General features: G+C 61.5%; 20 protein-coding genes and 1 tRNA gene. 12 read left to right on the top strand and 9 right to left on the bottom strand.

The genetic code is table 11. The annotated features are described in order from the left end of the window. Positions 1–71: 71 nt before the first annotated feature. Genes LB571_RS22765 through LB571_RS22755 form a run of 3 tightly spaced genes read right to left on the bottom strand, consistent with a single transcriptional unit; the run spans position 72 to position 3,689 of the window. Complete coding sequence (locus LB571_RS22765; RefSeq protein ID WP_224598144.1) at positions 72–1,097, bottom strand: NAD-dependent epimerase; 1,026 nt, start codon at positions 1,095–1,097, stop codon at positions 72–74. After that, complete coding sequence (locus LB571_RS22760; RefSeq protein WP_015318742.1) at positions 1,097–2,371, bottom strand: nucleotide sugar dehydrogenase; 1,275 nt, start codon at positions 2,369–2,371, stop codon at positions 1,097–1,099. Before LB571_RS22760 ends, LB571_RS22765 begins: the two co-directional genes overlap by 1 nt. A gap of 40 nt (positions 2,372–2,411) precedes the next feature. Continuing rightward, complete coding sequence (locus LB571_RS22755) at positions 2,412–3,689, bottom strand: sugar transferase (protein WP_224526043.1); 1,278 nt, start codon at positions 3,687–3,689, stop codon at positions 2,412–2,414. Between the two features lie 536 nt (positions 3,690–4,225). Here LB571_RS22755 and LB571_RS22750 point away from each other — a divergent pair. Beyond that, positions 4,226–5,854, top strand: coding sequence for a fatty-acid--CoA ligase (locus LB571_RS22750; RefSeq protein ID WP_224598142.1), 1,629 nt, complete (start codon positions 4,226–4,228; stop codon positions 5,852–5,854). Between the two features lie 67 nt (positions 5,855–5,921). Then, on the top strand, positions 5,922–6,707 hold the full coding sequence (locus LB571_RS22745; RefSeq protein ID WP_140618702.1) for a DUF1499 domain-containing protein: 786 nt from the start codon (positions 5,922–5,924) through the stop codon (positions 6,705–6,707). 62 nt (positions 6,708–6,769) lie between these two features. Here LB571_RS22745 and LB571_RS22740 read toward each other — a convergent pair whose 3' ends face one another. Beyond that, positions 6,770–7,678, bottom strand: coding sequence for an MBL fold metallo-hydrolase (locus LB571_RS22740; RefSeq protein WP_224598140.1), 909 nt, complete (start codon positions 7,676–7,678; stop codon positions 6,770–6,772). Positions 7,679–7,793: 115 nt separating this feature from the next. On the opposite strand from LB571_RS22740, the gene LB571_RS22735 reads away from it, so the two are divergent. From LB571_RS22735 to LB571_RS22725, 3 genes are all read left to right on the top strand, one after another. Further along, positions 7,794–8,384, top strand: a complete 591-nt coding sequence (locus LB571_RS22735) for a biotin transporter BioY (protein ID WP_224598138.1) — start codon at positions 7,794–7,796, stop codon at positions 8,382–8,384. Positions 8,385–8,554: 170 nt separating this feature from the next. Beyond that, entirely contained in the window at positions 8,555–8,908 is a 354-nt protein-coding gene (locus LB571_RS22730) for a hypothetical protein (protein WP_015318748.1), read from the top strand. Positions 8,909–9,036: 128 nt separating this feature from the next. Then, positions 9,037–9,426, top strand: coding sequence for a DUF427 domain-containing protein (locus LB571_RS22725; protein ID WP_015318749.1), 390 nt, complete (start codon positions 9,037–9,039; stop codon positions 9,424–9,426). Between the two features lie 53 nt (positions 9,427–9,479). Here the strand turns inward: LB571_RS22725 and LB571_RS22720 are convergent, their stop codons facing one another. The 4 genes from LB571_RS22720 to ppdK form a co-directional block, all read right to left on the bottom strand. Next, positions 9,480–10,220 (bottom strand): polysaccharide deacetylase family protein, encoded by a 741-nt coding sequence (locus LB571_RS22720; RefSeq protein WP_015318750.1) that lies wholly within the window; start codon positions 10,218–10,220, stop codon positions 9,480–9,482. Between the two features lie 25 nt (positions 10,221–10,245). Continuing rightward, positions 10,246–10,395 carry a hypothetical protein gene (locus tag LB571_RS22715; RefSeq protein WP_015318751.1) on the bottom strand — a complete coding sequence of 50 codons (150 nt, stop codon included), beginning with the start codon at positions 10,393–10,395 and terminating at the stop codon, positions 10,246–10,248. Beyond that, a complete protein-coding gene (locus LB571_RS22710) occupies positions 10,379–11,227 on the bottom strand; it encodes a glycosyltransferase family 9 protein (protein ID WP_246677740.1) in 849 nt (282 codons plus the stop codon). The genes LB571_RS22715 and LB571_RS22710 overlap by 17 nt, the downstream gene beginning before the upstream one ends. Positions 11,228–11,600: 373 nt before the next feature. Beyond that, the gene (gene ppdK / locus LB571_RS22705) at positions 11,601–14,279 is read right to left on the bottom strand and encodes a pyruvate, phosphate dikinase (RefSeq protein ID WP_224598129.1); all 2,679 of its coding nucleotides are present in this window, start codon (positions 14,277–14,279) and stop codon (positions 11,601–11,603) included. A 223-nt stretch (positions 14,280–14,502) separates the two neighbouring features. Between ppdK and LB571_RS22700 the strand changes: the two genes are divergently transcribed. The 6 genes from LB571_RS22700 to LB571_RS22675 all read left to right on the top strand — a co-directional run bounded on the left by LB571_RS22700 (position 14,503) and on the right by LB571_RS22675 (position 21,147). Further along, on the top strand, positions 14,503–14,847 hold the full coding sequence (locus LB571_RS22700) for a VOC family protein (protein WP_015318754.1): 345 nt from the start codon (positions 14,503–14,505) through the stop codon (positions 14,845–14,847). Positions 14,848–14,974: 127 nt separating this feature from the next. Continuing rightward, positions 14,975–15,049, top strand: a tRNA-Gln gene (locus tag LB571_RS22695). Between the two features lie 509 nt (positions 15,050–15,558). Beyond that, positions 15,559–17,007 (top strand): TolC family protein, encoded by a 1,449-nt coding sequence (locus LB571_RS22690; protein WP_015318755.1) that lies wholly within the window; start codon positions 15,559–15,561, stop codon positions 17,005–17,007. A gap of 36 nt (positions 17,008–17,043) precedes the next feature. After that, positions 17,044–19,176 carry a type I secretion system permease/ATPase gene (locus tag LB571_RS22685; RefSeq protein WP_224598126.1) on the top strand — a complete coding sequence of 711 codons (2,133 nt, stop codon included), beginning with the start codon at positions 17,044–17,046 and terminating at the stop codon, positions 19,174–19,176. Between the two features lie 50 nt (positions 19,177–19,226). Continuing rightward, entirely contained in the window at positions 19,227–20,516 is a 1,290-nt protein-coding gene (locus LB571_RS22680) for an HlyD family type I secretion periplasmic adaptor subunit (RefSeq protein WP_224598125.1), read from the top strand. After that, entirely contained in the window at positions 20,506–21,147 is a 642-nt protein-coding gene (locus tag LB571_RS22675; RefSeq protein ID WP_224598121.1) for a ribbon-helix-helix domain-containing protein, read from the top strand. Before LB571_RS22680 ends, LB571_RS22675 begins: the two co-directional genes overlap by 11 nt. A gap of 134 nt (positions 21,148–21,281) precedes the next feature. Here the strand turns inward: LB571_RS22675 and LB571_RS22670 are convergent, their stop codons facing one another. Beyond that, complete coding sequence (locus LB571_RS22670; protein WP_224598118.1) at positions 21,282–22,235, bottom strand: transglutaminase-like cysteine peptidase; 954 nt, start codon at positions 22,233–22,235, stop codon at positions 21,282–21,284. Positions 22,236–22,558: 323 nt separating this feature from the next. Here LB571_RS22670 and LB571_RS22665 point away from each other — a divergent pair. Next, positions 22,559–23,670 (top strand): hypothetical protein (locus LB571_RS22665; protein ID WP_411961390.1); only part of this gene is annotated, 1,112 nt, incomplete at its 3' end.

The following is a 23,670-nucleotide window of genomic DNA, read 5'->3' as shown; positions in this document are numbered from 1 at the left end:
ATATTCAGAGACCGCCACGTTCGCGCGTACAAACCCCCTCAGCAACGACACTGCCTCCTTATCGGTTCGCGCTATCCCCGCCCAAAATAATCCTGGTACCACTCGACGAACCGCCCCACCCCCTCGGTGACGGAGGTGCGGGGGCGATAGCCGACCGCCGCCTGCAGCGCCGAAGTGTCGGCGAAGGTGTCGGGCACGTCGCCGGCCTGCAGCGGCAGCAGCTCGATCACCGCCTTGCGGCCGAGCGCGTTTTCCAGCGCCTCGACATAGGCGGTCAGCTTCACCGGATTGTTGTTGCCGATGTTGAAGATGCGCCAGGGCGCGCTGCTGGTCGCCGGATCCGGACGGCCGGAATCCCAGGCCGGGTTGGCCGCGGCGGGGCTGTCGCTGGTACGGATCACGCCCTCGGCGATGTCCTCGACATAAGTGAAGTCGCGCGTGTGATTGCCGTTGTTGAACAGCTTGATCGGCTCACCGGCCAGGATGCTCCTGGTGAACAGGAACAGCGCCATGTCAGGGCGTCCCCAGGGGCCGTACACGGTGAAGAAGCGCAGCCCCGTGGTCGGCAGGCCGAACAGGTGGCTGTAGCTGTGCGCCATCAGTTCGTTGGCACGCTTGGTGGCGGCGTAGAACTGCAGCGGATGGTCGGCCGGCCGATGCTCGGAAAACGGCATGTCGGTGTTGGCGCCGTAGACGCTCGAGGTGCTGGCATAGGTCAGGTGCCCGACACGGCTGCCGCGGCAGGCCTCGAGCATGTTGGTGTAGGCGATAATGTTGCTCTCGACATAGGCGCGCGGGTTTTCCAGGCTGTAGCGCACGCCGGCCTGGGCGGCGAGATGGATCACCCGGTCGAACGCATGGTCGGCAAAGCAGCCGTCAACCACGCCCCTGTCGGCGAGATCGCCGTGGATGAAATGATAGCCGGCATTGGTCTTGCGGCTCGCCTCGTCCAGGAGCCGCAGCCGCGCCTGCTTGATTTGCGGGTCGTAGTAATCGTTGATGCTGTCGATGCCGACAACCTCGTCACCGCGCTCCAGGAGCCGCCTGGCGACATGATAGCCTATGAAGCCGGCAGCGCCGGTGACCAATACCTTCATCAGAAGCGCCCGTCCGTAACGTCCCTAGGGAACAGCCCCTTGATGTCGTAGATTACACTGGGGTCCTTGCAAAGCGACTTCAGCCCCGCAACGCCCAAGCTGCGGAACTGCGCGTGTCCGACAGCGACGATGACGCCGTCATAGCGCGCGGCGGGCATCTCCTTCACGCTCGCCGTGCCGAAAGCGCGTGCGCATTCCTGCGCGTCGACCCAAGGGTCCCAGATATCGATGCCGGCATTGTACTGCCTCAGTTGCGCGACGACGTCGACGACCTTGGAATTCCTCAAGTCCGGACAGTTTTCCTTGAAGGCCGCACCCATCACCAGAATCCGGCTGCCAACGACAGGTATGCCCTTGCGCATCATCAGGCGGGCCGTCTGGTCCGCCGCATGCTGGCCCATGCCGTCATTGATGCGGCGCCCGGCAAGAATCACCTCGGGATGATAGCCGAGTTCCTGGGCCTTGTGGGTGAGATAATAAGGATCGACGCCGATGCAGTGCCCGCCGACGAGGCCCGGCGTGAAGCGCAGGAAATTCCATTTGGTGCCGGCCGCCTCCAGCACCTCCGACGTGTCGATGCCCAGCTTGCCGAAGATCAGCGACAGCTCGTTCATCAGGGCGATGTTCAAGTCGCGCTGCGTGTTCTCGATGACCTTGGCGGCCTCGGCCACGGCAATGCTGGAGGCACGATGCGTACCCGCCGGCACGATCGAGGCATAGAGCGCGTCGATGGCCTCCGCCGCCTCTGGCGTGGAACCGCTGGTGACCTTGACGATCGTCTGCAGCCGGTGCTCGCGATCGCCGGGGTTGATGCGCTCTGGACTGTAGCCGAGGAAGAAATCGCTGTTGTAACGCAGCCCGGAATGTTTCTCGATCAGCGGTGCGCAGACTTCCTGCGTGCAGCCGGGATAGACGGTGGATTCAAAGATCACCACCGCGCCCGGGGATATGACCTCGCCGACCGTCGTCGACGCCATGACGAGAGGCTTCAGGTCCGGCCTGTTGGCCCGGTCGATCGGCGTGGGCACGGTAACGATGAAAATTCCGCAGTCGTGCAGATCGGCTTTCTCGCTGGTGAACTTCAGCCCTCTGGCGGCGGCGATTTCCTCCTCGCTGGCTTCTAACGTATGGTCCTCGCCGCGCTTCAGTGCCTCCACGCGCGACGGGTTGATGTCGAAGCCGATCACATCCCTGGTCGCCCCGAAGGCCACAGCCAGCGGCAGACCGACATAGCCAAGTCCGATGACAGCTATTTTCCTTGAGGCGAGATCCATTGCTTCCTGCACGTGCGATCGGATTCAGGCCCTGATTTGGCTATCGCGCACCAAAACCGGTGAACATCGTTTTTATGGTCCTGAGAACGATCAGCACGTCCAGCCAAGGTGAGAAGTTCTTTATGTAGTAAAAATCATAGTGCAATTTTTCCATGACATCGCCGACCGCTGCGACATGGCCCTGATTTACTTGTGCCCACCCGCTCACGCCCGGCCTGACGATGTGCCGGTACCGGTAGAACGGCAATTCCGCCTCATACCATTGCGACAGCACGACAGCTTCCGGCCGTGGCCCGATCCAGCTCATCTCACCGCGCAGGATGTTGATGGCCTGCGGCAGTTCGTCGATCCTGAACTTGCGCAGGAAGCTCCCGACCCGCGTGATGCGATCGTCATCCCGTTTGGTGATCGCCTTGTCCTTGTCGCTGCCGGAGCCGGTCTGCTGCCTCATCGAACGAAATTTGTAGACGGTGCAGATCCTGCCCCGGTAGCCCATGCGGGGTTGGCGAAACAGCACGGGGCCTTCCGAGTCCAGCCGGATCGATAGGGCGACCAGCAGCAGAACGGGACAAAGAACCACGACAAGGACAAGCGCGGAGGTCCAGTCGATGGCCTGCTTGATCTTGAGATAAGCCTGGTTCGGATTGAGCGAGCCGAGCGTGTTCTCCGATAGATGTTCGATCTCGACACGACCGGTCAACGATTCGCTGACCTGCTTGACGTGATAGACGGGCGTGCCCGACAGCGCCCGGTCGGCGATGTAGCGCTCCCATTCGGCGCCGAGGTCCGCACGCAAATCGACAACAACGCCGTTAACTCTTTCGATAACGGTGCCGGGCGACTTGAGCCAGAACCAGTGCACGCCCGGCAGGGCCCTGAGGCGCTCGACATTGCCGCCGGGAATGACGGCCAGCCGGTACGGCTCAAGACGCCGGGTCATGAGGCTCAGGCCGAAATACCAGAGCGTGGATTGCGTGAAGCTGGCGGCGGCCTGAAACCGGCTATACTCGAAGCGGAAAAAGAAAATCGTCAAGAAAACAAGACCGTAGGACAGGACGAATGTCGGCAGGATATAGCTGGCCGCGGCCACGCCCGGAAAATTGCCAATGCGGCGATAGGCAAGAAAGCCGGTAACATGCGCAATGATGGCAGCCGCGACCGTTATCTGCAGATTGGCCGAATAGATCGCGTCCGGATAGGATGCTATCCGGATCAGTGCTGGCGCGATGATCGCGAATGTCAGTCCGCCGATGAGTTGAAAACGAATTCTGAACAGGAAGTGCCGGCTTCCGACAATCGTTGATGTTGCGACATTCAACTTCTTCCCCTTCCCCCGAAAGGTGCCCGTGTCGGCAATCGCCACTACACTTGGCAGGCCGTTCCTTCGCAAAGCGAACCGGACCCCTCACCATTGGCGATTCGACTCAGTCGAAGATCAAGAGCTACGCCAGTGCGACCTCACCAGCAAGCATCTATTTAGCGGAATAGTTGGCAGAAGTTCTGATCGGCAGCATTGCTGCATTGCAATTTAAAAGCCGCGGCTAATGTCCCGGCTTATTCTCCAATCCTTGAGAAACCTGCCGAACCCTCAGCCGATATATAGAGGTGATGTCTTTGGTGCCGACCAAGCGCCCATGCCAAATCGGCCAACCGCCTGGCCAGATCGCCATCGATGGCCGGTCCGGGCCCGATGCAGCCAAGCGAAATCAAAAAGCCGTCCGGATTCAACCGTTTGCCGATACAGGTTCGAACTCCGACTTTCGCCCGCTGCGCTTGTGGACGCTGGACAATTCCCCGGTTCGCTTCACAATGCGATCAAAAGCGCACCGTGAAAGCGTGATGGAGGAACCCGGCATGCTGGGACTGATGCAGGAATGGCCGCTGCTGTGCCACAAGCTGATCGACAACGCCGAGCGGCAGCATGGTGCGCGGGAGATCGTGTCGCGTTCGATCGAGGGGCCGATCGTGCGCACCACCTATGCCGACCTTCATCGTCGTTCCCTCAAGGTCGCCCAGCGCCTGGAGCGCGACGGTTTTGCCTTGGGCGACCGCATCGCGACGCTGGCCTGGAACACCGCCCGCCACATCGAGGCCTGGTACGGCATCATGGGCATCGGTGCTATCTACCACACCCTCAATCCGCGCCTGTTTCCCGAGCAGATCGTCTGGATCATGAACCACGCCGAGGACAAGGCCGTCTTCGTCGACCTCACCTTCATCCCGTTGCTCGAGAAGATTGCCGGTGCCGTCAAATCGCTGAAGAAGGTAATCGTGCTCACCGACAAGGCGCACATGCCGCAAACGACCCTGCCCGACGCCGTCGCCTATGAGGAGTGGCTCGGAGAGGTCGATGGCGATTTCGCCTGGAGGAGCTTCGACGAAGGCACCGCCGCCGGCATGTGCTACACGTCGGGCACGACGGGCGATCCCAAGGGGGTCGTCTACAGTCATCGCTCGAACGTGCTGCACGCCATGATCGCGGCCATGCCCGACGCCATGGGCCTGTCGTCGCGCGACACGATTCTGCCGGTGGTGCCGATGTTCCACGCCAATGCCTGGGGTCTTGGCCAGAGCGGCCCGATGATCGGCGCCAAGCTGGTCATGCCAGGCTGCAAGATGGACGGCGCCTCGATCTATGAATTGCTCGATCAGGAAAAGGTGACGTTCAGCGCCGCCGTGCCGACCGTGTGGATGATGCTGCTGCAATATCTGGAGGAGACTGGCAAGACGCTTCCCCATCTCGGCAAGGTCGTGATCGGCGGCTCGTCGTGCCCGCGCGCGATCATGACGAAATTCCAGGACGATTACGGTGTCCAGGTCATCCATGCCTGGGGCATGACCGAAATGTCGCCGCTCGGCACGCTGTGCACCTTGAAGCCGGACTATGCCGGCCTCGAAGGCGAGGCTCGGCTCGACGTCCAGAGCAAGCAGGGTTACCCGCCTTTCGGCGTCGAAATGAAGGTGACCGACGACGAGAACAATCCGCAGCCCTGGGACGGCAAAACGTTCGGCCGGCTGAAGGTGCGCGGGCCGGCCGTCGCCCGCGCCTATTATGGCGGTGCGGGCGCGGAGCAGTTCGACGTGGACGGCTGGTTCGACACTGGAGACGTCGCCCATATCGATGCCGGCGGCTACATGCAGATCACCGACCGTGCCAAGGACGTCATCAAGTCCGGCGGCGAATGGATTTCGACCATCGACCTGGAGAATCTGGCCGTTGGCCATCCCGATGTGGCGGAAGCCGCGGCCATCGGCGTCAAGCATTCGAAATGGGGCGAGCGGCCTCTGCTGGTCGTCGTTGCCAAGCCGGGCAAGGAACCGACCAAGGCCGGGATTCTCGATTTCATGGATGGCAAGGTGGCCAAATGGTGGATGCCGGACGACGTCGCTTTCGTCGGTGAGATACCGCATACCGCCACAGGCAAGATCCAGAAGATCACCTTGCGTCAGCAGTTCAGGGACTATCGCTTGCCGACCGATTGAGAGGATGTTGCTTGTTTCCGCAAAAAGGCACTAAACCTCCATCCGGGTTGGGGCAGCGCAGAGAATAATGGTTAGCATTCCCGAACGGCAAACGTCGAAAGCTGCCGGCTGGTCGCGGGGCACGGGCGCCTTTTCGGCGGTGCTTTTGCTGACGAACTTTGTCGGCCATAGGCTCGGCCTCGTCCAAACGCCGGTCTTCCTGTGGGTACTGGGCATTGCTGCCCTGCTGGCGGCGCTGGCGCTGCTGTTTGCCGGCCTGGCCTTTGCGAGGCTGTGGAATTTCGGTGACCGTGGTGGCCGTGATCTCACCGTCGGCGCCTTGCTGGCGCTGCTGGTGCTCACCCCGTACGGCGTTGCCGCCTACTGGGCGACGATCTATCCGCCGCTGCGGGACATTTCGACCGATTTCGATGAACCGCCCGCGCTCGATGTCAGCGACCGGACCAAGGACATGAACGCAGTGTCCCCGTCGACGCCGGGTGAGCAGACGTTGCAGACGGACAGCTATCCATTGGTCACCGCACGCAGCTACGACCTGCCGTTCGAGACCGTCGTCAATGCCGTTGAAACTGTGCTCGACCGGCGCGGCTGGGACCTTTCGGAGCCTTATCCCGAACTCGCCGGACAGACGGAGGTGACAATCACCGCCGTCGCCTCGAGTTTCGTTCTTGGCCTTCCCGCCGACGTCGCCATTCGCGTCACGGATGACGGCGACACGGTCATCGTCGACATGCGCTCCGCCTCGCGTTACGGCCGCCATGACCTTGGCGACAATGCCGCGCGCATCACTGAATTCCTCACGGAGCTCGATCAGGAAGTCGCCGGCCAGATCGGCGCGGCGCCGGCACAATAGCCATTTTTCGAGCAAATCGCGCGCCGCGACGATGATTGGTGAACGGGTGGGCGGCGGCAGGGCTATCGGCCAGGCGTGAAAATGCCATCTATGGCGGGAGCGGCGTCCGTCGCCACCACGCCGCGCGCCACCAGGTCCTCCAGATGGGCAAGCACCGACAGGCCGGCGGCGCCGTGCAGCCGGGGATCGGTATCCCTGTAGATCGCCTTGACCATGTCGAGGATTGTCCTGTCGCCGGCCCTGATCCGTTCCAATATGGCTCGTTCGCGCATCTTGCGATGGGTCTTCAGCCCGCGCATGAAAGCGCGCGGCGCCGTCACCGGTCCCCCATGGCCAGGCAGCAGCAGCCGGTCACCGCGCTCGATCAGGCGGTCCAGCGATGCCATGTAGTCGGCCATTGCCCCGTCCGGCGGCGCGACGATCGAGGTTGCCCAGCCCATGACGTGATCGGCTGAAAACAGGATGCCGGTGCCTTCCAGCGCGAATGCCGCATGGTTGGCGGTATGGCCGGGCGTCAGGACGGTCCGGATCGCCCAGCCGTCGCCGCTGACCAGCTCGCCGTCCGGCAAGGCGATGTCGGGAATGAAAGCGGTGTCGGCGCTGGCGTCGAGCGCATTGGTTTCGCCAATGTGCAAGGGCCTCGCCGGCCGGTGCGGTCCCTCCGCCAGCACTTGGGCGCCGGTGCGCTCCTTCAACCGGGCCGCCAGCGGAGAATGGTCGCGATGCGTGTGGCTGACGAAAATGTGGCTCACCGGCCGGCCCGCTATCACGTCGAGCAAGGTCTGAAGATGCGCTTCGTCATCGGGCCCCGGATCGATCACCGCCAGCGTATCGTGGCCCACGACGTAGCTGTTGGTGCCGTGGAAAGTGAAGGGACTGGGATTAGGGGCCGTGACGCGTTGCACGTCGGGGGCCACCCTTACACCTCGGCGGTAAGCAGGGTCGAAGCTGATATCGAATTTGAGAGCCATGTCGGCGCTTTGTTCCCGGAACGGCAAAACAGATTGCCGCATAGCACGCAAGCCAATATAGGAAAATGCAAGACCGCGATTTCTGGTTCGCGGCAAGATTGAATTGGGGAAGACCATGACAACCGCAACGACGACGCGCCCGCTTGTTTTCCTGGCCTTGCCGCAGGAAGGTGCCGCGCGACTGGCAACGCAGTTTTTGCTGGCGATCACCGGGACGCTGCTCTTGACGCTTTCGGCCAAGACCAAGGTGATGCTCGGGCCTGTCGACCTCTCGATGCAGACGCTCGCCGTCCTGCTGATCGCCGCCGCCTTCGGCATGCGGCTCGGCGTCGCCACCCTGCTGCTCTACATGGCGGAAGGCGCCATGGGCTTCCCGGTCTTCCAGGGCACGCCGGAAAAAGGCATCGGCATTGCCTATATGCTCGGCTCGACCGGCGGCTATCTCGCCGGCTTCGTGGTCGTGGCGGCGATTGTCGGCTGGGCCGCCGACCGCGGCTGGGACCGTCATCCGATCAAGCTTTTCAACGCCATGCTGGTTGCCGAAGGGGTGATGATGGCGATGGGTTTTGCCTGGCTGGCAATGCTCATCGGTCCGGAAAAATCCTGGCAGTTCGGCGTCGTGCCGTTCATCGTCGGCGATCTCATCAAGGTCGCGCTCGCGGCCAGCCTCGTGCCGGCCGTCTGGTCGCTTCTGAAGCGCTCCTGAAATTTGGGGGCCCCTGCCGCCGATCGAATGGCAGGAGCTTCAAATAGATTCCATCGGCGCAAACTCCTCGTGATCGGACCAACAGCAAAAAGTGCCATAATCCGGCCATCGTCGGTGTTAAGCTTCGTTAACGGGCAAAGGGGTGCGATTGGCGACTGAAAGAGGTTCGCATGGACGCGCTCGACGATAAGGTTCTCGAGAGTACGCTTGCCGAAAGCCTGGCCGATCTGGTGCCGGACGAAAAGACCGTTTCCGAAGACGAGTTCGTCGAAGTTGTCGGCGGCGCGCTCGAAGCGGTCGGCGGCACACTGCTGTTCAAGATGTGCGTCCAGAACGAAGGCGAAGGCCAGCACGTCGCGGCGGCATCCGTCGGCGATGGCGGCAATCGCCAGTTCCTTCTGCTCACCTTGCCAACCGTCGGAGGGGCGCTGAAGGTCGAGACGATCTCGAGAAGCAGCAACCCGGTGGCGGGCATCGCGGCCGCCTATGCCGGGCTGATGGACGCCTTCAAAACCGCTGCCTGATTTTCCGCTGCCACGCCAAGGCCAGTCTTGCGCCACGCACGGGCGCTTGGTGTCTGCTTGTTTGTGACCACGGGCCTTGTTCTATCCGGTCGCCCACCACACCTAAGGTCGGGGCAAGGAGAACCAGCATGGACAAGATCGCCAACCCGGCACCCGGCTTCCAGCGCAATCCCGACAAGATCATTACGATAGAGCCCTATTCCGGCACCGTCACAATCCGCGCCGGCAGTACGGTCATCGCTTCTTCCGCCAAGGCGAAAGTGCTGACGGAGGCCCCCTACCCCGCCGCCTTCTACATTCCGTTCGCCGATATCGATTTCGACAAGCTCAGCCGAACGGATCACGCGACGCACTGCCCCTACAAGGGTGATGCCAGCTATTGGAGCGTGCTGCCGGCGGGCGAAGCGGGCAAGGACGCGATGTGGGCCTATCGGCAGCCCTTCGACGAGATGACCGACATCCGCGACCACGGCGCGTTCTACGCCAGCAAGGTCAGCATCGAGGCCAAGCCGGACTGAACGCTTCGGCTTGAAGACACTCAGGGGCATTGATATTCGGGTGATGCCGGCCCTTAGTCGGTGGTGCCGTGATTACCCGTTCCGTCGGCATCGTCGAGGCGCACGAAGGTCATGCCCTTGTCCTTGAGCGCCAGCAGGCCCTGAACCACGCCCTCGCCGGCGGCATGGGTCGGCTGATTGATGTGGGAGATGATGACATCACCGTCCTTGGCGGCGGCGATGCGCCTGGCCGTTTCCTTGGCGCCGAGCAGCGAGCCACCGTCGCCATTGATCGAGAAGCCGGCAATCTTGAAGCCGAGTTTGCGGATCATCGCAATGGCCGAGGGACTGTATTCGGCTGTTGCGCCACGGAACCATTTCGGCGCCGGTTCGCCGGTCGTGGCCAGAGCCGCGGCCCCCGATTCGACTTCGGCAAGGACTGCTTCCGGGCTGCCGGCGCTGCGTATGCCATAGATCTTCTGTGGCGTGTCGACCGCCGGGATATGCCGGCCACCGTGATTTTCCAGCTCGAACAGGTCGGGATGCGCCCGCATGATCGCGACGGCCTCGGCGTTGCGCTTCAGCCAGATGCCGGTGACGAAAATGGTAGCCGGTATCTTGTTGTCCACCAACGCCGAGAGAATGCGCGTGTCGGTCTTGCCGCCGCAGGCATCGAGCGTGAGTGCAACGCGACCGGTTCCGCTTGCAGCCGGCTTGATGTGCAGCGTGGGTTCGACCAGCGGCGTGGCATGGGCGCTGGATATCAGCGCCACCGACATGGCGATCATGCAGAGATGTTTTTGCGGCAAATGCATCGAACCAAGTTCCCCACCGGCGGTTTCAAGCCGACATCCCAAGACCCGCATGAAGGCGGAAATCGGACGAGGGATAGCAGAAAAACGCCTGGCGCGGCAATTTGACCTCCCACTTGGTCGACGAGCCGTTCAGCGACAGTCTTGCCGTTCCATCGCCCTCAGACAGCGCGTTCATTTTTCAGCTCGGTGCGCGCGAGAATTTCGCGCGCCGCTTCGACAACCGGCTTCACCTCCAGGCGCCAAACGCAGCACGCCTTGCTGGGATCGGTTCGGCGACACAAATCCTTGGCCACGCAGTCGCATGGCATTGACGGCCGAAGCGCGATGCTGGGCACGCCGACAGGTCCCCAGCGTGACGGATGCGTCAGGCCGAAAAGGCCGACAACCGGGGTGCCGGCGGCAGCGGCCATATGCATCGGCCCGCTTTCATTGCCCAGAAACAGCCGAGCCTGTTCCAGGACGGCCAGCAGGGTCTCGAGCGACAGCGCTCCGACCAGGTCCACCACCGGCGTCGCCGTCTCGGCAACGATCCGCGCGGCGGTTTCACCTTCGCCCGGCCCTCCCACCAGGACGATGCCCAGTCCGGTTTCGGCCGCAATCTGGTCAATCGCCTCGGCAAACCGTTCCGGCTGCCACTGCCGGCCCTTGAAACTCGCGCCTGCGTGGACAGCGACGAAGGCGTTCGGACGGATGTGGTGCGTGCCCAGAAGCGCCAAGGCTTTCGCGGCCTCGAATGGCGGCGGCTGGAGGCTCGGTACCGTCACCCGCAGATCGATGCCGAGCGCTTCAAGAGGGGAGAGATAGCGATAAACAAAATGCTGGCCGCCAAACCCGAATGGTTTGGCAAACACATTGGCGGGCTGCCGCTCCAGCAGCTTCAGCGGCCTTTCCGGGGGATTGTAGCCGACGCGTGTCTTTGCGTTGACCAAGCCGCTGATAAGCCGAGAGGTCTTCGAATCGGTCAGGTCGATCGTCAAATCGAAGCAGAAGCCGCGCAGCGCCTTCACCGTTGCGTAGAGCTCTTTTCCGCGCTCCAGCGGGGTGCCCCGCGCGCGAGCCCGCCTGAACGGAACCACCTCCGAAGCGATGCCATGCGCAATCACGAAGCTCGCCAAGTGCGCTTCGCAGAGGAACACGATCCTGGCACCGGGGAATTCGAGCCGAAGGTTCCTGGCGAGGGTCGAAGCGAGGACGATATCGCCTATGAACTTCGTTTGAATGATCAGGATCGAGCGGAACGGAGCGGGTGAAATCTGCAACATATGTTTCCGGAGACGTTTGGCGATCATCACGAAATTGGTCAGAAACAATGGCGAGATTGCGCGATACCTCTAGCACGTTCGCGTGAGTTTTCATACAAAACCGTAAGCTCGGACCGGTCTATCCACGCCCCGTGGTCGTTGTCTGCACTGCAGCCTGCGCCGCTGCCAGTCTGGCGATCGGCACGCGGTAGGGCGAGCAGGAGACGTAGTCGAGCCCGACCTCCTCGCAGAAGCGGATCGACGAGGGATCGCCGCCATGTTCGCCGCAGATGCCGAGCTTGATGTCGGGTCGCGTCGCCCTGCCCTTCTGCGCCGCCATGCGCACCAGTTCGCCGACGCCCTCAATGTCGAGCGAAACGAACGGATCCTGCTCGATGATGCCTTTCTGGCGATACGTCTCCAGGAAGGAGGCGGCATCGTCGCGCGAGATGCCGAAGGTGGTCTGGGTGAGGTCGTTGGTGCCGAAGGAGAAGAACTCGGCCGACTCGGCAATGACATGGGCGCGGATCGCCGCGCGGGGAAGCTCAATCATGGTCCCAGTCAGGTAATCGATGTTGACGCCGCTCTCGTCCATGACGCTCTTGGCGACGGCGTCGATGCGTGCCTTCACAAAATCGAGTTCCTTCGCCAGACCGACCAGCGGCACCATGATCTCGGGGACGACCAGCGCGCCGGCTTTCTTGCCGGCCTCGACTGCCGCCTCGAAAATGGCGCGCGCCTGCATCTCGGCGATCTCGGGGTAGGAGACGGCGAGCCGGCAGCCGCGATGGCCTAGCATCGGGTTGAATTCGTGCAGGGCCTCGGTGCGCTGCCTGAGCTTGTCTGCCGACACGTTCATGGCGGCCGCGACTTCGGCGACTTCCGCTTCGGTCTTGGGCAGGAATTCGTGCAGCGGCGGATCGAGCAGGCGGATCGTCACCGGCAGGCCGGCCATGATCTCGAACAGCTCCAGGAAATCCGAGCGCTGCATGGGCAGAAGCTTGGCCAGCGCCGCGCGGCGATCCTTCTCGGTGTCGGCCAGGATCATCTCGCGCATGGCGACGATGCGGGCGCCGTCGAAGAACATGTGCTCGGTGCGGCATAGCCCGATGCCCTCGGCGCCGAAGGAGCGCGCCATGCGGGCATCGAGCGGCGTTTCGGCATTGGTGCGCACCTTCATGCGGCGTACCGCGTCCGCCCATTCCATGATGGCGGCGAAATCGCCGGACAATTCCGGCTGCAGCATCGCCACGGCGCCCTTGAGCACCTGGCCGTTGCCGCCGTCGATGGTGATGATGTCGCCCTTGCGGAAGGTCTGCCCCATCGAGACCAGCGTGCCTGCCTTGTAGTCGACGCGCAGCGAGCCGGCTCCCGACACGCAAGGCTTGCCCATGCCGCGCGCGACGACCGCTGCGTGGCTGGTCATGCCGCCGCGCGTGGTCAGGATGCCTTCGGCCGCATGCATGCCATGGATATCTTCCGGACTGGTCTCGATACGCACCAGGATCGCCTTGCGCCCCTGCGTCTTCAGATCCTCGGCATCGCCGGAAGAAAAGACGATCTCGCCGGTGGCAGCACCCGGAGACGCCGGCAGCCCGACGCCGATGATGTCTCGTGCGGCCTTTGGGTCGATGGTCGGGTGGAGCAATTGGTCAAGAGAAGCAGGATCGATGCGTGCGACGGCTTCTTGCTTCGTGATCAGGCCGTCCCTTGCCATTTCAACCGCGATCCTGAGCGCCGCCTTGGCGGTCCGCTTGCCGGACCGGGTCTGCAGCATCCACAATTTACCGCGCTCGATGGTGAATTCGAGATCCTGCATGTCGCGGTAGTGCTTTTCCAGGCTGTCGGAGATGGTGACGAAGGACTGGAAGGCATCCGGCATCAGCTTCTGCAGCGAAGGCTTGTCGGAACCGGCCGCGATGCGCGCCGCCTCGGTGATGTTCTGCGGCGTGCGGATGCCGGCGACGACATCCTCGCCCTGCGCATTCACCAGGAACTCTCCATAAAGCATTTTTTCACCGGTCGAGGGGTTGCGGGTGAAGGCAACGCCGGTGGCCGAGGTCTCGCCCATATTGCCAAACACCATGGCCTGGACATTGACCGCCGTGCCCCAGCTTTCCGGGATATCGTGCAGACGCCGGTAGGTGATGGCCCGGTTGTTCATCCAGCTTGAAAACACCGCGCCCATCGCGCCCCAGAGTTGCTCGTGCGGATCCTGCGGGAACGGCCTGCCGAGTTCCTCCTCGACCTTGGCCTTGTAGAGCGCGATGACGCCTTGCCATTCGATCGCCGTCAGTTCGGTATCGAGCTCGTGGCCGAGGCTGGCTTTCTGGTCTTCCAGGATTTCCTCGAACACCTCGTGATCGAGGCCCATGACGACATCGGAATACATCTGGATGAAACGGCGGTAGCTGTCATAGGCAAAGCGCGCATCGCCGGAATCGGCGGCCAGCGCCTCGACTGTCTCGTCGTTCAATCCGAGATTGAGCACGGTGTCCATCATGCCGGGCATCGACGCCCGGGCGCCGGAACGCACCGAAACCAGGAGCAGCTTCGACGGGTCGCCGAACCGGCGGCCAGTCAGCCGGCCGATATGGTCGAGGGCGACTGCGACATCAGCCTCCAATCCCGCCGGGTGGGTGCGACCGTTGGCATAATAGGCATTGCAGACCTCGGTGGTGATCGTAAAGCCCGGCGGCACTGGCAGCCCCAGGCTGCACATCTCGGCCAGGTTGGCGCCCTTTCCGCCCAGCAGATTCTTGTCGCTGGCACGGCCTTCCGCCGCACCATCGCCAAAGGTGAAAACCCATTTGGTCATGCTTGCTCTCCGGTTGCAGGAGATTGGAAAGATTGGCGAAACGCAAAGTTCCATCCGTGCCCGACTTTGGAGCGATATGATGCTGCAGTGCGAAAGGCAAGGCGTCGGCAAGCCGTTCGGCCGCTACAATCGATTAAGAAAAAACTCCGCCTGGGCCTGTGGCAAAAAGACTTGCCACCTCACGGCTCGACGTCTAGAACATAAAGGGAACAAGAGGTGCGTCATGAAACAGCCTGGAAAACTGGACTATCTGGAAATGCCGGCGACCGGCGGCACGCTGGATCGGTTGAAGGCCTTCTACAGCGCCGCCTTCGCTTGGTCTTTCACAGATTATGGGCCGACCTATTCGGCCTTCGCCGAGGGCCTGGATGGCGGCTTTCAGGCCGATGCCGCGGAAGCACCGGCCAAGCCGTTGCCCGTGCTTTACAGCGACAATCTGGAGGAAACCCTTCGCGCCGTCGAAAGCGCCGGCGGAACGATCGTCAGGCGGATATTCTCATTCCCCGGCGGCCGACGCTTCCACTTCGTCGATCCAGCCGGCAACGAGCTGGCTGTGTGGTCCCACTAGTCCGCTTGTGGATCACCAAGCGCCGATTGCACCGCTGGTCAGCCGAGCGTCTTCGCGGTCGTTCATAAGCATTGTGCTTTTCGGCTGCTCTGCTAATAACGCGCCGCACAGCGACTCTGACGGCTATTGGGGCGTCGCCAAGTGGTAAGGCATCGGTTTTTGGTACCGACATTCCCAGGTTCGAATCCTGGCGCCCCAGCCAAGCGCAGACTCCATTCGAGGCCGAAGCGCGCACCGAATAAGCCCTGATCCAAACACTCTGCAGCCTAGACTTAACCAAGAAGTGTCACGCTCGGCAGTGCGTCAGCGATCTCGCAAACCACAGCGGGCGCGACCAGAACATGTCGTCAATCTGGGTGGGCCGGACCAAATCCTTCTGCACCCGAGCTGTTGAAGGCGCCTTATTGCCTCCGCGAGAGCAACTTTGTTTGCGGACATGCGTACTCATCGGCATATGCCAGAACAGGCTTGCTGTTGCCCATCTTCAATATCTTGTCTCGGGGCTTCAAGTTTCGATACCGGCATTTGATCCCGCCGGCGTCCCAAATGTGTGCTATTTTTGCTACATTTTTTGACCGTCTGCCTAAATTCTATGATTTAGTCACAGCTTAATAATGAAACGCGCACGTTAATTTGCAAGATAGTGGCAAGGTCAGGCGCCAAGCCCGGCTGGGGCGCTCTTAAAAAGCGCGGGGAAACGTGGGTGGGAAAATGAAGACGACAGGTCTGTCGACCAAGGTCATGGGCGTTGGTCTCTTGATGACGGCTACCATGCTGAGCTGCTGGGGCGCGCATGCGCTGACACTCAAGGAAGCCATGGCGGTCGCGGTGGAATCCAACCCGGAAATCGGCCAGGCCATCGAAAACCGCGAGGCCATCGAGTTCGAACTGCGGCAAGCAAAAGGGCTCTATCTTCCAAGCGTCGACCTGGAGGCATCCGCTGGTGCTCGCCGCCTGGACAACTCCTCCCGCCGCGCGCTCTCCATCGAGCACGATGCGCTTTATCCCGCGGAGACCGATCTGACGGTTTCGCAAACGCTTTATGATAGTGGCGCAAGGCGAGCCGAACTCAACCGTCAAGCCTCGCGAGTGGATGGCGCCTCATTCCGCGTGCTGGAGCGATCTGAGTTCATCGGGCTGTCTGTCGTCCAGGATTACCTGGAATACATGCTTCAGGCCTCGATCGTGGCCGAGGCAAAGAAGAATCTGGGCTTTCACCAAGCGATTCTCCACGACATCAGGGAAGGCATAGCAGGCGGCGGATTGAACGAAGCCGACCGGCAACAGGCCGAGGAGCGCTTGTTTGCGGCCAAGGCCCGCATGCAGGAGGCTTCCGAGGAACTCGAGGCCTCGAGAATACGTTTCTTCAAGACCGTCGGGAAACCGCTGACCAATGCATCGCGGCCAGGCGACGTTTCCTCTGCACTGCCAAGGTCCCTGGACGACGCGCTGGGCATTGCGCGGGAGAACAACCCGCGCGTCCACATGGCCAATAGCGATATCGCCGCCGCGGGCTCGCAGGTTGACGCCGCTCGGGCGAAATACGGCCCGTCGGTCGTCGCCGAAGGCGTTGCCCGGGCCGGATACGACATTGACGGCGACAATGGAGACACCTCCGATCTGCAGGCACGGGTGGTGCTGCGGTGGAACCTGTATCGGGGCGGCATCGACAAAGCGAATGAGCAGGAGCAGATCCGCCGCGCCAGCGAACAGCGGCTTGGGCTGCATCAGGTTCTGCGGGAGATCGAAGAAGCCGTTCGCACGTCGTGGGATCGCCGCTTCCGGCAAGCCGACCTGGCAAAGACCCTGAAGCTGCAAGCCGCTTCCAACGAGAAGCTGGTTGCCTCTTATCGCGAGCAGTTCAAGGTCGGACAGCGCTCGCTGCTCGATGTGCTGGATGCGCAGAATACGCGGTTCAACACAGCAACGCTGGCGGACACCGCGTCCTACGCATCCCTCTTTGCCCAATACCGACTTCTGGCGGCAACCGGGCAGTTGCTGAAAACGATGGACATCCAGCCGCCGAAGCAGGCCGCGGCCTACGCCAAGGATGAATTCGCGGTTCCGGAGATCCCGGACACCGAAACCTATGCACGGACCCCGTCGGAACAGAAGAACGACCTGCCCTTCGATATCCTCGCCCCTGTCAGGAAGAAGTGAGCCGTAAGGAGTGTTGAGGGTTCTGGCGGGCGGGTCGTGAATCAGCAGCCACATATTCTGTCGCCCAAGGAGGCGTTCAAGGCCTGCTTTTCGGCGGTGGCTGCCTATCTCGGCAGGCCGAGCGCCGAGACCGTGCTGTTTGCCGGAGTGCCGATTTCGGACACGCGCATCGAGGTCACCGAGATCCGGCATCTTGCCGAGCGCATCGGTCTCGAGACCCAGGAATTCAACCATCGCGACTTCCTGCGCGGTCGTGTCGATCTTCCGGCAATTCTCTTCCGTGTCAGTCAGTTGCCGGTCGCCCTGCTGGCGGAAATCGACGGCGACGGGTATCTTACGGCCCCGCAGGAAGACGGGCGCACGACTATCGGCAAATCCGAGCTGGCCGCAAGTTACATCAGTGGCGGTGTATCCTTCTCGATCACCTATGCCAACGCCACCGAGGGCATGAAGGTCGGGTCGGCGCAGCAGATCGAGCGGCGCCATTGGCTGACGGGGACGATGGGCGCTTTCTGGCGCACCTATTCCAAGGTCGTGCTGTCGGCGATCTTCATCAATCTTTTGGCCATCGCCTCGCCGATCTTCACCATGAATGTCTATGACCGCATATTGCCGAACAAGGCGATATCGACGCTTTGGGTGCTGGCGATCGGCATTGGCGCCGTCATTCTCTTCGATCTGCTTTTGAAAACGGCCCGAGCCTCGCTCATCGACTATGCCGGGCGCAAGGCGGACTTGCGGATATCGTATCTGCTGTTCGAGAAGGTGCTGAATTCATCCCTGTCCGCGCGCCCGGGCTCGACAGGCGAATATGCCAACCGCGTCACCCAATATGAGTTCGTCAGGGAATTTTTCACCTCCAACACGATCAGCGTGTTCATCGATACGGCTTTCGTCTTCATCTTCCTGCTCGTCATCTATGCGATCGGCGGCTGGCTGGTCGTCATCCCGGCCCTCGCATTTGTGGCGTCGGTGGTCGTTGGCCTGGTCACGCAACGCCGCATCGGCAAACGGGTCGCAGCCTCCATGAATGAAGCCTCCCAGCGCCAGGCTCTGCTGGTCGAGTCCATCTCCACGCTGGAAACGATCAAGTCGCTGCGAGCCGAAGCCTATTTGCTGAGGAAGTGGGGCGAGCATTCGAAGAATGCGGCCAACACTTCCGAGAAGATCAAGCAGCTCTCGGCGGCGGCCGGCAACATCACCCAGGCCATCCAGCAGCTTGTGACGGTCGCCTTGGTCGTGGCTGGAGCCTACGCCTTTTCGGAAGGGCATGTTTCGACAGGAGCCATCATCGGAACGGTGATGCTGGCAAGCCGGGCCGTGGCTCCGCTCGGCCAGATCGCGATCACCTTGTCGAGATTTCGCCAGGCCATGCTCTCCTTGAGAATGGTGAATTCCATCATGGCCCAGCCGGAGGACCGGCCGGATACGGTGGGCTTCGTCAATCGCCCGATTCGCAATGGAGCGATGACGTTCAAGAATGTCGGCTTCGTCTACCCCGGATCGGAAAACGAGGTTTTGTCCGGCCTGAACTTTTCGGTGAAGCCGGGAGAGCGCATCGGCATCATCGGCCGCATCGGGTCAGGCAAGACGACGATGGGACGCCTGATCGGCAGGCTTTTTCTGCCAAGCTCCGGCGAATTGCTGCTGGATGGCATCGACATCCGCCAGTATCACCCGTCAGAGGTGCGCGCCGCCGTCGGCATCGTCGCGCAAGCCGGCGATCTGTTTTCGGGCACCATCAAGGAGAACCTGCTGATGGCATCTCCGGAGGCGACCGACGAGCAGATCATCGAAGCCGCGAAAGCCGCCGGCGTCGACGAGTTCGTGTCTCGCCATCCGCGCGGCTACGACATGGACGTCGGTGAACGGGGCACCAATCTTTCCGGCGGGCAGAGACAGACGGTGGCGATCGCCCGGCTGCTTTTGACCAAGCCGAAGATCGTCTTTCTGGATGAACCGTCCGGCTCGATGGATCTGGCGTCGGAACGGCAACTGATAAAGCAACTCAAGACCGCTTTCGACCACAACACGACGCTGATCGTCTCGACGCATCGCTTCAGCATGCTCGAATTGGCTGATCGCCTCATTGTTATCGAACAAGGAAAGATAGTTGCCGACGGGCCAAAAGAACAAGTCATTCAGGCGCTGCAGAGAACGAACTCCTGAATGAACAAATTATATCGGGCTGAAACCGATATGATAACGGGGCGTGGGAAATGCTTGCCAGGGAAGACCGCCCGCCGCTTTTCGCGACGGCGTCCATATTCATCATAGGGGCGCTCTTCGCCGCCTTTGTCGCTTGGTCGTCCTTCGCCGAGGTCGACGAGATCGCGCGTGGCGACGGCAAGGTCATACCGGCCTCCAAGACCCAGGTCATTCAAGCCAGCGAGCCGGGCGTCGTTCAGGAAATCGCCGTGAAGGTGGGGCAGGTCGTCAGGAAGAACGACCTTATTATCCGTCTCGACAATACTTTGAACACATCCAGCCTCGGCGAACAGCAAGCCAAGGCGCGGGCCCTGCAAACACGCATCGCCAGGCTCAAATACGAACAGAGCGGCAGCATCACCGGATCGTTTCCTTGTCCGCAGGACATCCAATCCGTGGCACCGGAAATCTGTGACAACGAGCAAAACCTCCTCGTTGCCCGGCGCGAAAACTTCGACAACAAGCTGTCGGTGCTCAAGTCGCGACTCGACCAGCGCGAAAAGGAACTGGACGAGGCGAACGCCAATCTCGACCGCCTGATAAAAAACCTGGCTGTGAGCGACCAGCAGGCGAAGCTGGTCGAGGCGATGGTCAAGAAAGGTCTGATGGCAAGGACCGAGCAGCTTAAGGTCGAGCAGGAACAGACCGAACTCAACGGCCAATTGAACCTGGCCGGCGAGACGATAAAGAAGGGCAAGTCGGCGATCACCGAGGCGCAGCTCCAGGTCGAGGAACTCGGGCTGCAGTTGAAGCAGGAAGCGCTCGATGACCTGACGCAGGCCTTGGCCGATCTTTCAGTGGTGGACGAAACCATTCGCGGCGCGACCGACAAGGTCGCGCGAACGGATATCCGCTCGCCGGTGGACGGCATCGTCAACACGATGGAGTTGAACACCGTCGGCGCCTTCGTCCAGCCGGGTACTGTCGTGGCCGGCATCGTCCCCACTTCCGAGACATTGCTGGTCGAAGCACGTGTTTCGCCCCGCGATGTCGCGTTTATCCGCCCAGATCAGGATGCCTTGATCAAAGTCACGGCTTACGATTTCTCGATCTTTGGCGGCATCGAGGGCAAGGTTTCAAACATAACCGCCGACAGCCTGGTCGATCAGAAGACGGGCGAGCCCTACTATCAGGTGCGTGTTTCAACCGATAGATCGACACTGGAGCGAGACGGAAAGGCATATTCGATCATCCCCGGCATGATCTGTTCCGTGGATATCAAGACCGGTCGCAAGACGATCCTGAGCTACCTGCTGAAGCCGATCAACAAAGCCCGCCAGGAGGCAATGAGTGAGCGCTAGCGCCACCTCTCCCGCGACCCGGAGCGACCGCTTGCTTCTGCCACTCCCGACAGAAGACTTCGAACTCGAGTTCCGCGTCGTGGCGCGCGGCGGTATCCGGCGCGGCATTCGGCTGGAACGGGCTTTCTGGGTTTCGCTGAAACAGATGGCTGAGAGCCGCAAATGCACGATCGGCATGCTGGTCGACGAGATCGCCGAAGGTCACGCGGAGAAAGGAAACTTGACCTCGGCAATCCGGGTGGCCTGCATACGCGAGTTGGGGCGCGAGAACCTGAATTTGCGCAGGCTTGCATCGATCAGGACGATAAACGCCATTCTGCTTGCCTGCCCGTCGCCGGCCTTCGCCTTGGCCTCGACGAAGAAGATCGTGACCTTCAATGCGCCGTTCCAGCAATTGGTCAAACGACAATTGCCGGCGGCATTCGACGAAGACACGCGCCAGGACCTGAAGCTGGCGCTGGACCTCAACGTGGCCGATATATTCGCCCGCCTCGACACCAATGGCGATGTTGCCGTTGCGAGCGGATTTGTGATTGGAGCCGGCGAACGCCGTTACCGGGGCCAGTTGAACGTGGTGCGGGCGCCGGTGCTGGACCTGGAATTGCTGATGGCTTTCGTCTTCAACGGCTAGCGCCGTTCCTCGTTTCACGCAAACGCCGAACGGCCCTATCTGCCTGACGCAATTCCGCCGGAAAACCACCAAGGGACTTTTCCCGCAATTGTTCCGCCAATCAACCGGGACAAGAAAGCCGGCGCGCGGGCCCCTTACTTGACTTCCGCCTGGACGCCTTCGCCAGGGGCGACGGTTGCGAAACCGCCCTTGACATCGGCCATCTGGGCGTCCCCCGATTTGGACCCGTGGATCCAGGCCCGGTCGGTGCTGAACGAGTACAGTGGCTGATAATTCGGAAGGGCGCTGTCCTTGAGCACGGTATCGTTGAGGCTGTCGAGAATGTAAGCGCCGCTTGCGGTGCTGACCGAAAGCACGGCGTGGAAAAAGCCCCGCTTGCGGTCCTGGAGAACGACGAGCGACATGCTGCGTGCCGGAATGCCGGCCCTCAGCAACGCGGTCATCTTGAGAATGGCGAAGTCCTCGCAGTCGCCAGCACGATTGGCGAGGATCTCCGAAGGCTTCGCCCAGTAATCAAGCTTGCCGTAAACGACGCTGTCCTTCTTATAGGCGATCAGGTGGTTGATGCCGCTGTCGATGAACGACAGTTTTTCGACGAATCCCTTGCCTTGGGCAGCCGAGACCATGGCCGCGAAGGCCGGGCTCTCGTGGTCACAGGGGCTGCCCGCGGTGCAAGCGGTTATGGCTCGGTAGACCGGTGCCCAACGCGCCGAAACGGGAAAATTGCGCATGGACAGCGCAACCGACCCGAACACGCCCGGGATAATCGACGCCGTCTGCATCGGGTCGACACCCCTGCCCTCTTGCGCCATCGAGGCGCTGGACCCGTCTTGAGCGGAAACGGGACCATATCCGTTCAAGACAAGGCTGATCCGGTAGGGGGTGGCCGGCTGCCAGGGCTGGTATCTCTGCAGCGAAATGCCGCCGAGGCCAAGCGGCGCCTGGACCACTCCAAGCAGTGCTGCTTCGGGCATGAAATTCCTGATGACGGGTCCGGCAAGGGCTGGCTGCGCCGAGCCGGCTATCCCCACCGCCAGCAGAAGCAGCTTGAGCTTGCACTTCCCCGGAGCATTCTTTTGTTTTTTCATGACGCCCACCTTTGACTGTGGACGCTACCAATTTTGTCTCAAATTACTGGAAAGGAAGATGGATAAGTTTCCCGTGAATTCGCTTTACTGATTTTAGTAAAATTTTACGCGTATTTATACTTATATTTACCAAGTTTTCCGCGCCGCCGGTGGCGAAGCGCTATGCCTTCCAGACAACATATAACTGATTATATGTTCACAGTTTACCAAGCGTAAAAAAAGTCATCGAAGGCATATCCAAATATATAGAATGGATTGACGGACCGTTGCAAAGTCAAGCCGCCGCCTGTCTCTATCCGGGAAATACCGGAGGGGTTTAAGCTATGGCGAACAGTATTGAACTGGACAATCTTTCGAACTCGTGGGACGAGCATTCCGTCTCCAGCGATCATCACGACCTGACAGCGCCGACCCAGGTGGTGGCGCAAGCCGCGCCGGCCGAGCAAGCGGCGGCACCGGTCCAAACAGCGCCGGCCGCGGCCGAGCCTGTGCCGGTCGATGTCGGTGGCGGCGCGCCGGCGGCAGCTCCGCCAGCGGCAAACGCCCCGCACGAATACGTCGCGGACGCAAGCAACGTCGTCAAACTTCCCGCCAATGTCTCGATCGACAACATCAAGGTCGACGGCCACAACCTCGTGCTCGAGCAGGCGGACGGCTCGGTCATCGTCATCAAGGACGGTGCCCTGCATGTGCCGACCTTCATCATCGGCGACGTCGAAGTGCCGCGCGTGGCCTTGATCGCAGCGCTGGAAGCGAGCCATGTCGATGTCGCCTTTGGCGCGGACGGCTCGATATCGGCCGGTGGCAGCACGACCTCGAGCGCCGGCGGAAATTTCGAACAGCCTGCCGGCGGGATCGGCGACGGCTTCGGACTGTCGGCGCTTCTGCCGCCGACGGCTTTGCAGTTTGGGCAGCCGGATCATCGCGAGCTGTTCCCGAGCCTCCTGCCCGATTCAACGCCGTCTATCGCCGACCTGACGCCTTCCGTCGATGGCGGCGATACCACCGTACACGAAAAGGGCCTGACCTCGGCTGCCGACACCAGCGAGATCGGCACAGGCACCTTCACCATCACCTCGCCCGACGGCATCGGCAAACTGACCATCGCCGGCCAGGATATCTCGGGTGCCGCCCTTGGCAATAGCGTATCGACGCCGATCAGCATCACCACGCCGCTCGGCAACATAGTGACCATCACCGGTTATGACGCCAGCACCGGCCAGGTGAGCTACAGCTACACACTTGTCCACAGCGAGACTCATCCCAGCGCGGGAACAGATTCTATTTACGACAACATGACGGTGACGGTCACCGACAGCGACGGCGACATCTCTCTACCCGGCATGCTGTCGGTCAAGATCGTCGACGACCTGCCTGTGGCGCACAATGTGAATGCCGGCACGCTGACCGAAGACGGAGCGACGACCACTGTCGG

Origin of the sequence: Mesorhizobium sp. BR1-1-4, from assembly GCF_020165375.1 — a bacterium.
GTDB classification, from domain to species: Bacteria; Pseudomonadota; Alphaproteobacteria; order Rhizobiales; family Rhizobiaceae; genus Mesorhizobium; species Mesorhizobium australicum.
Note: the sequence above shows the minus strand (reverse complement) of the source record. Positions and strands in the feature narration are given on the sequence as shown.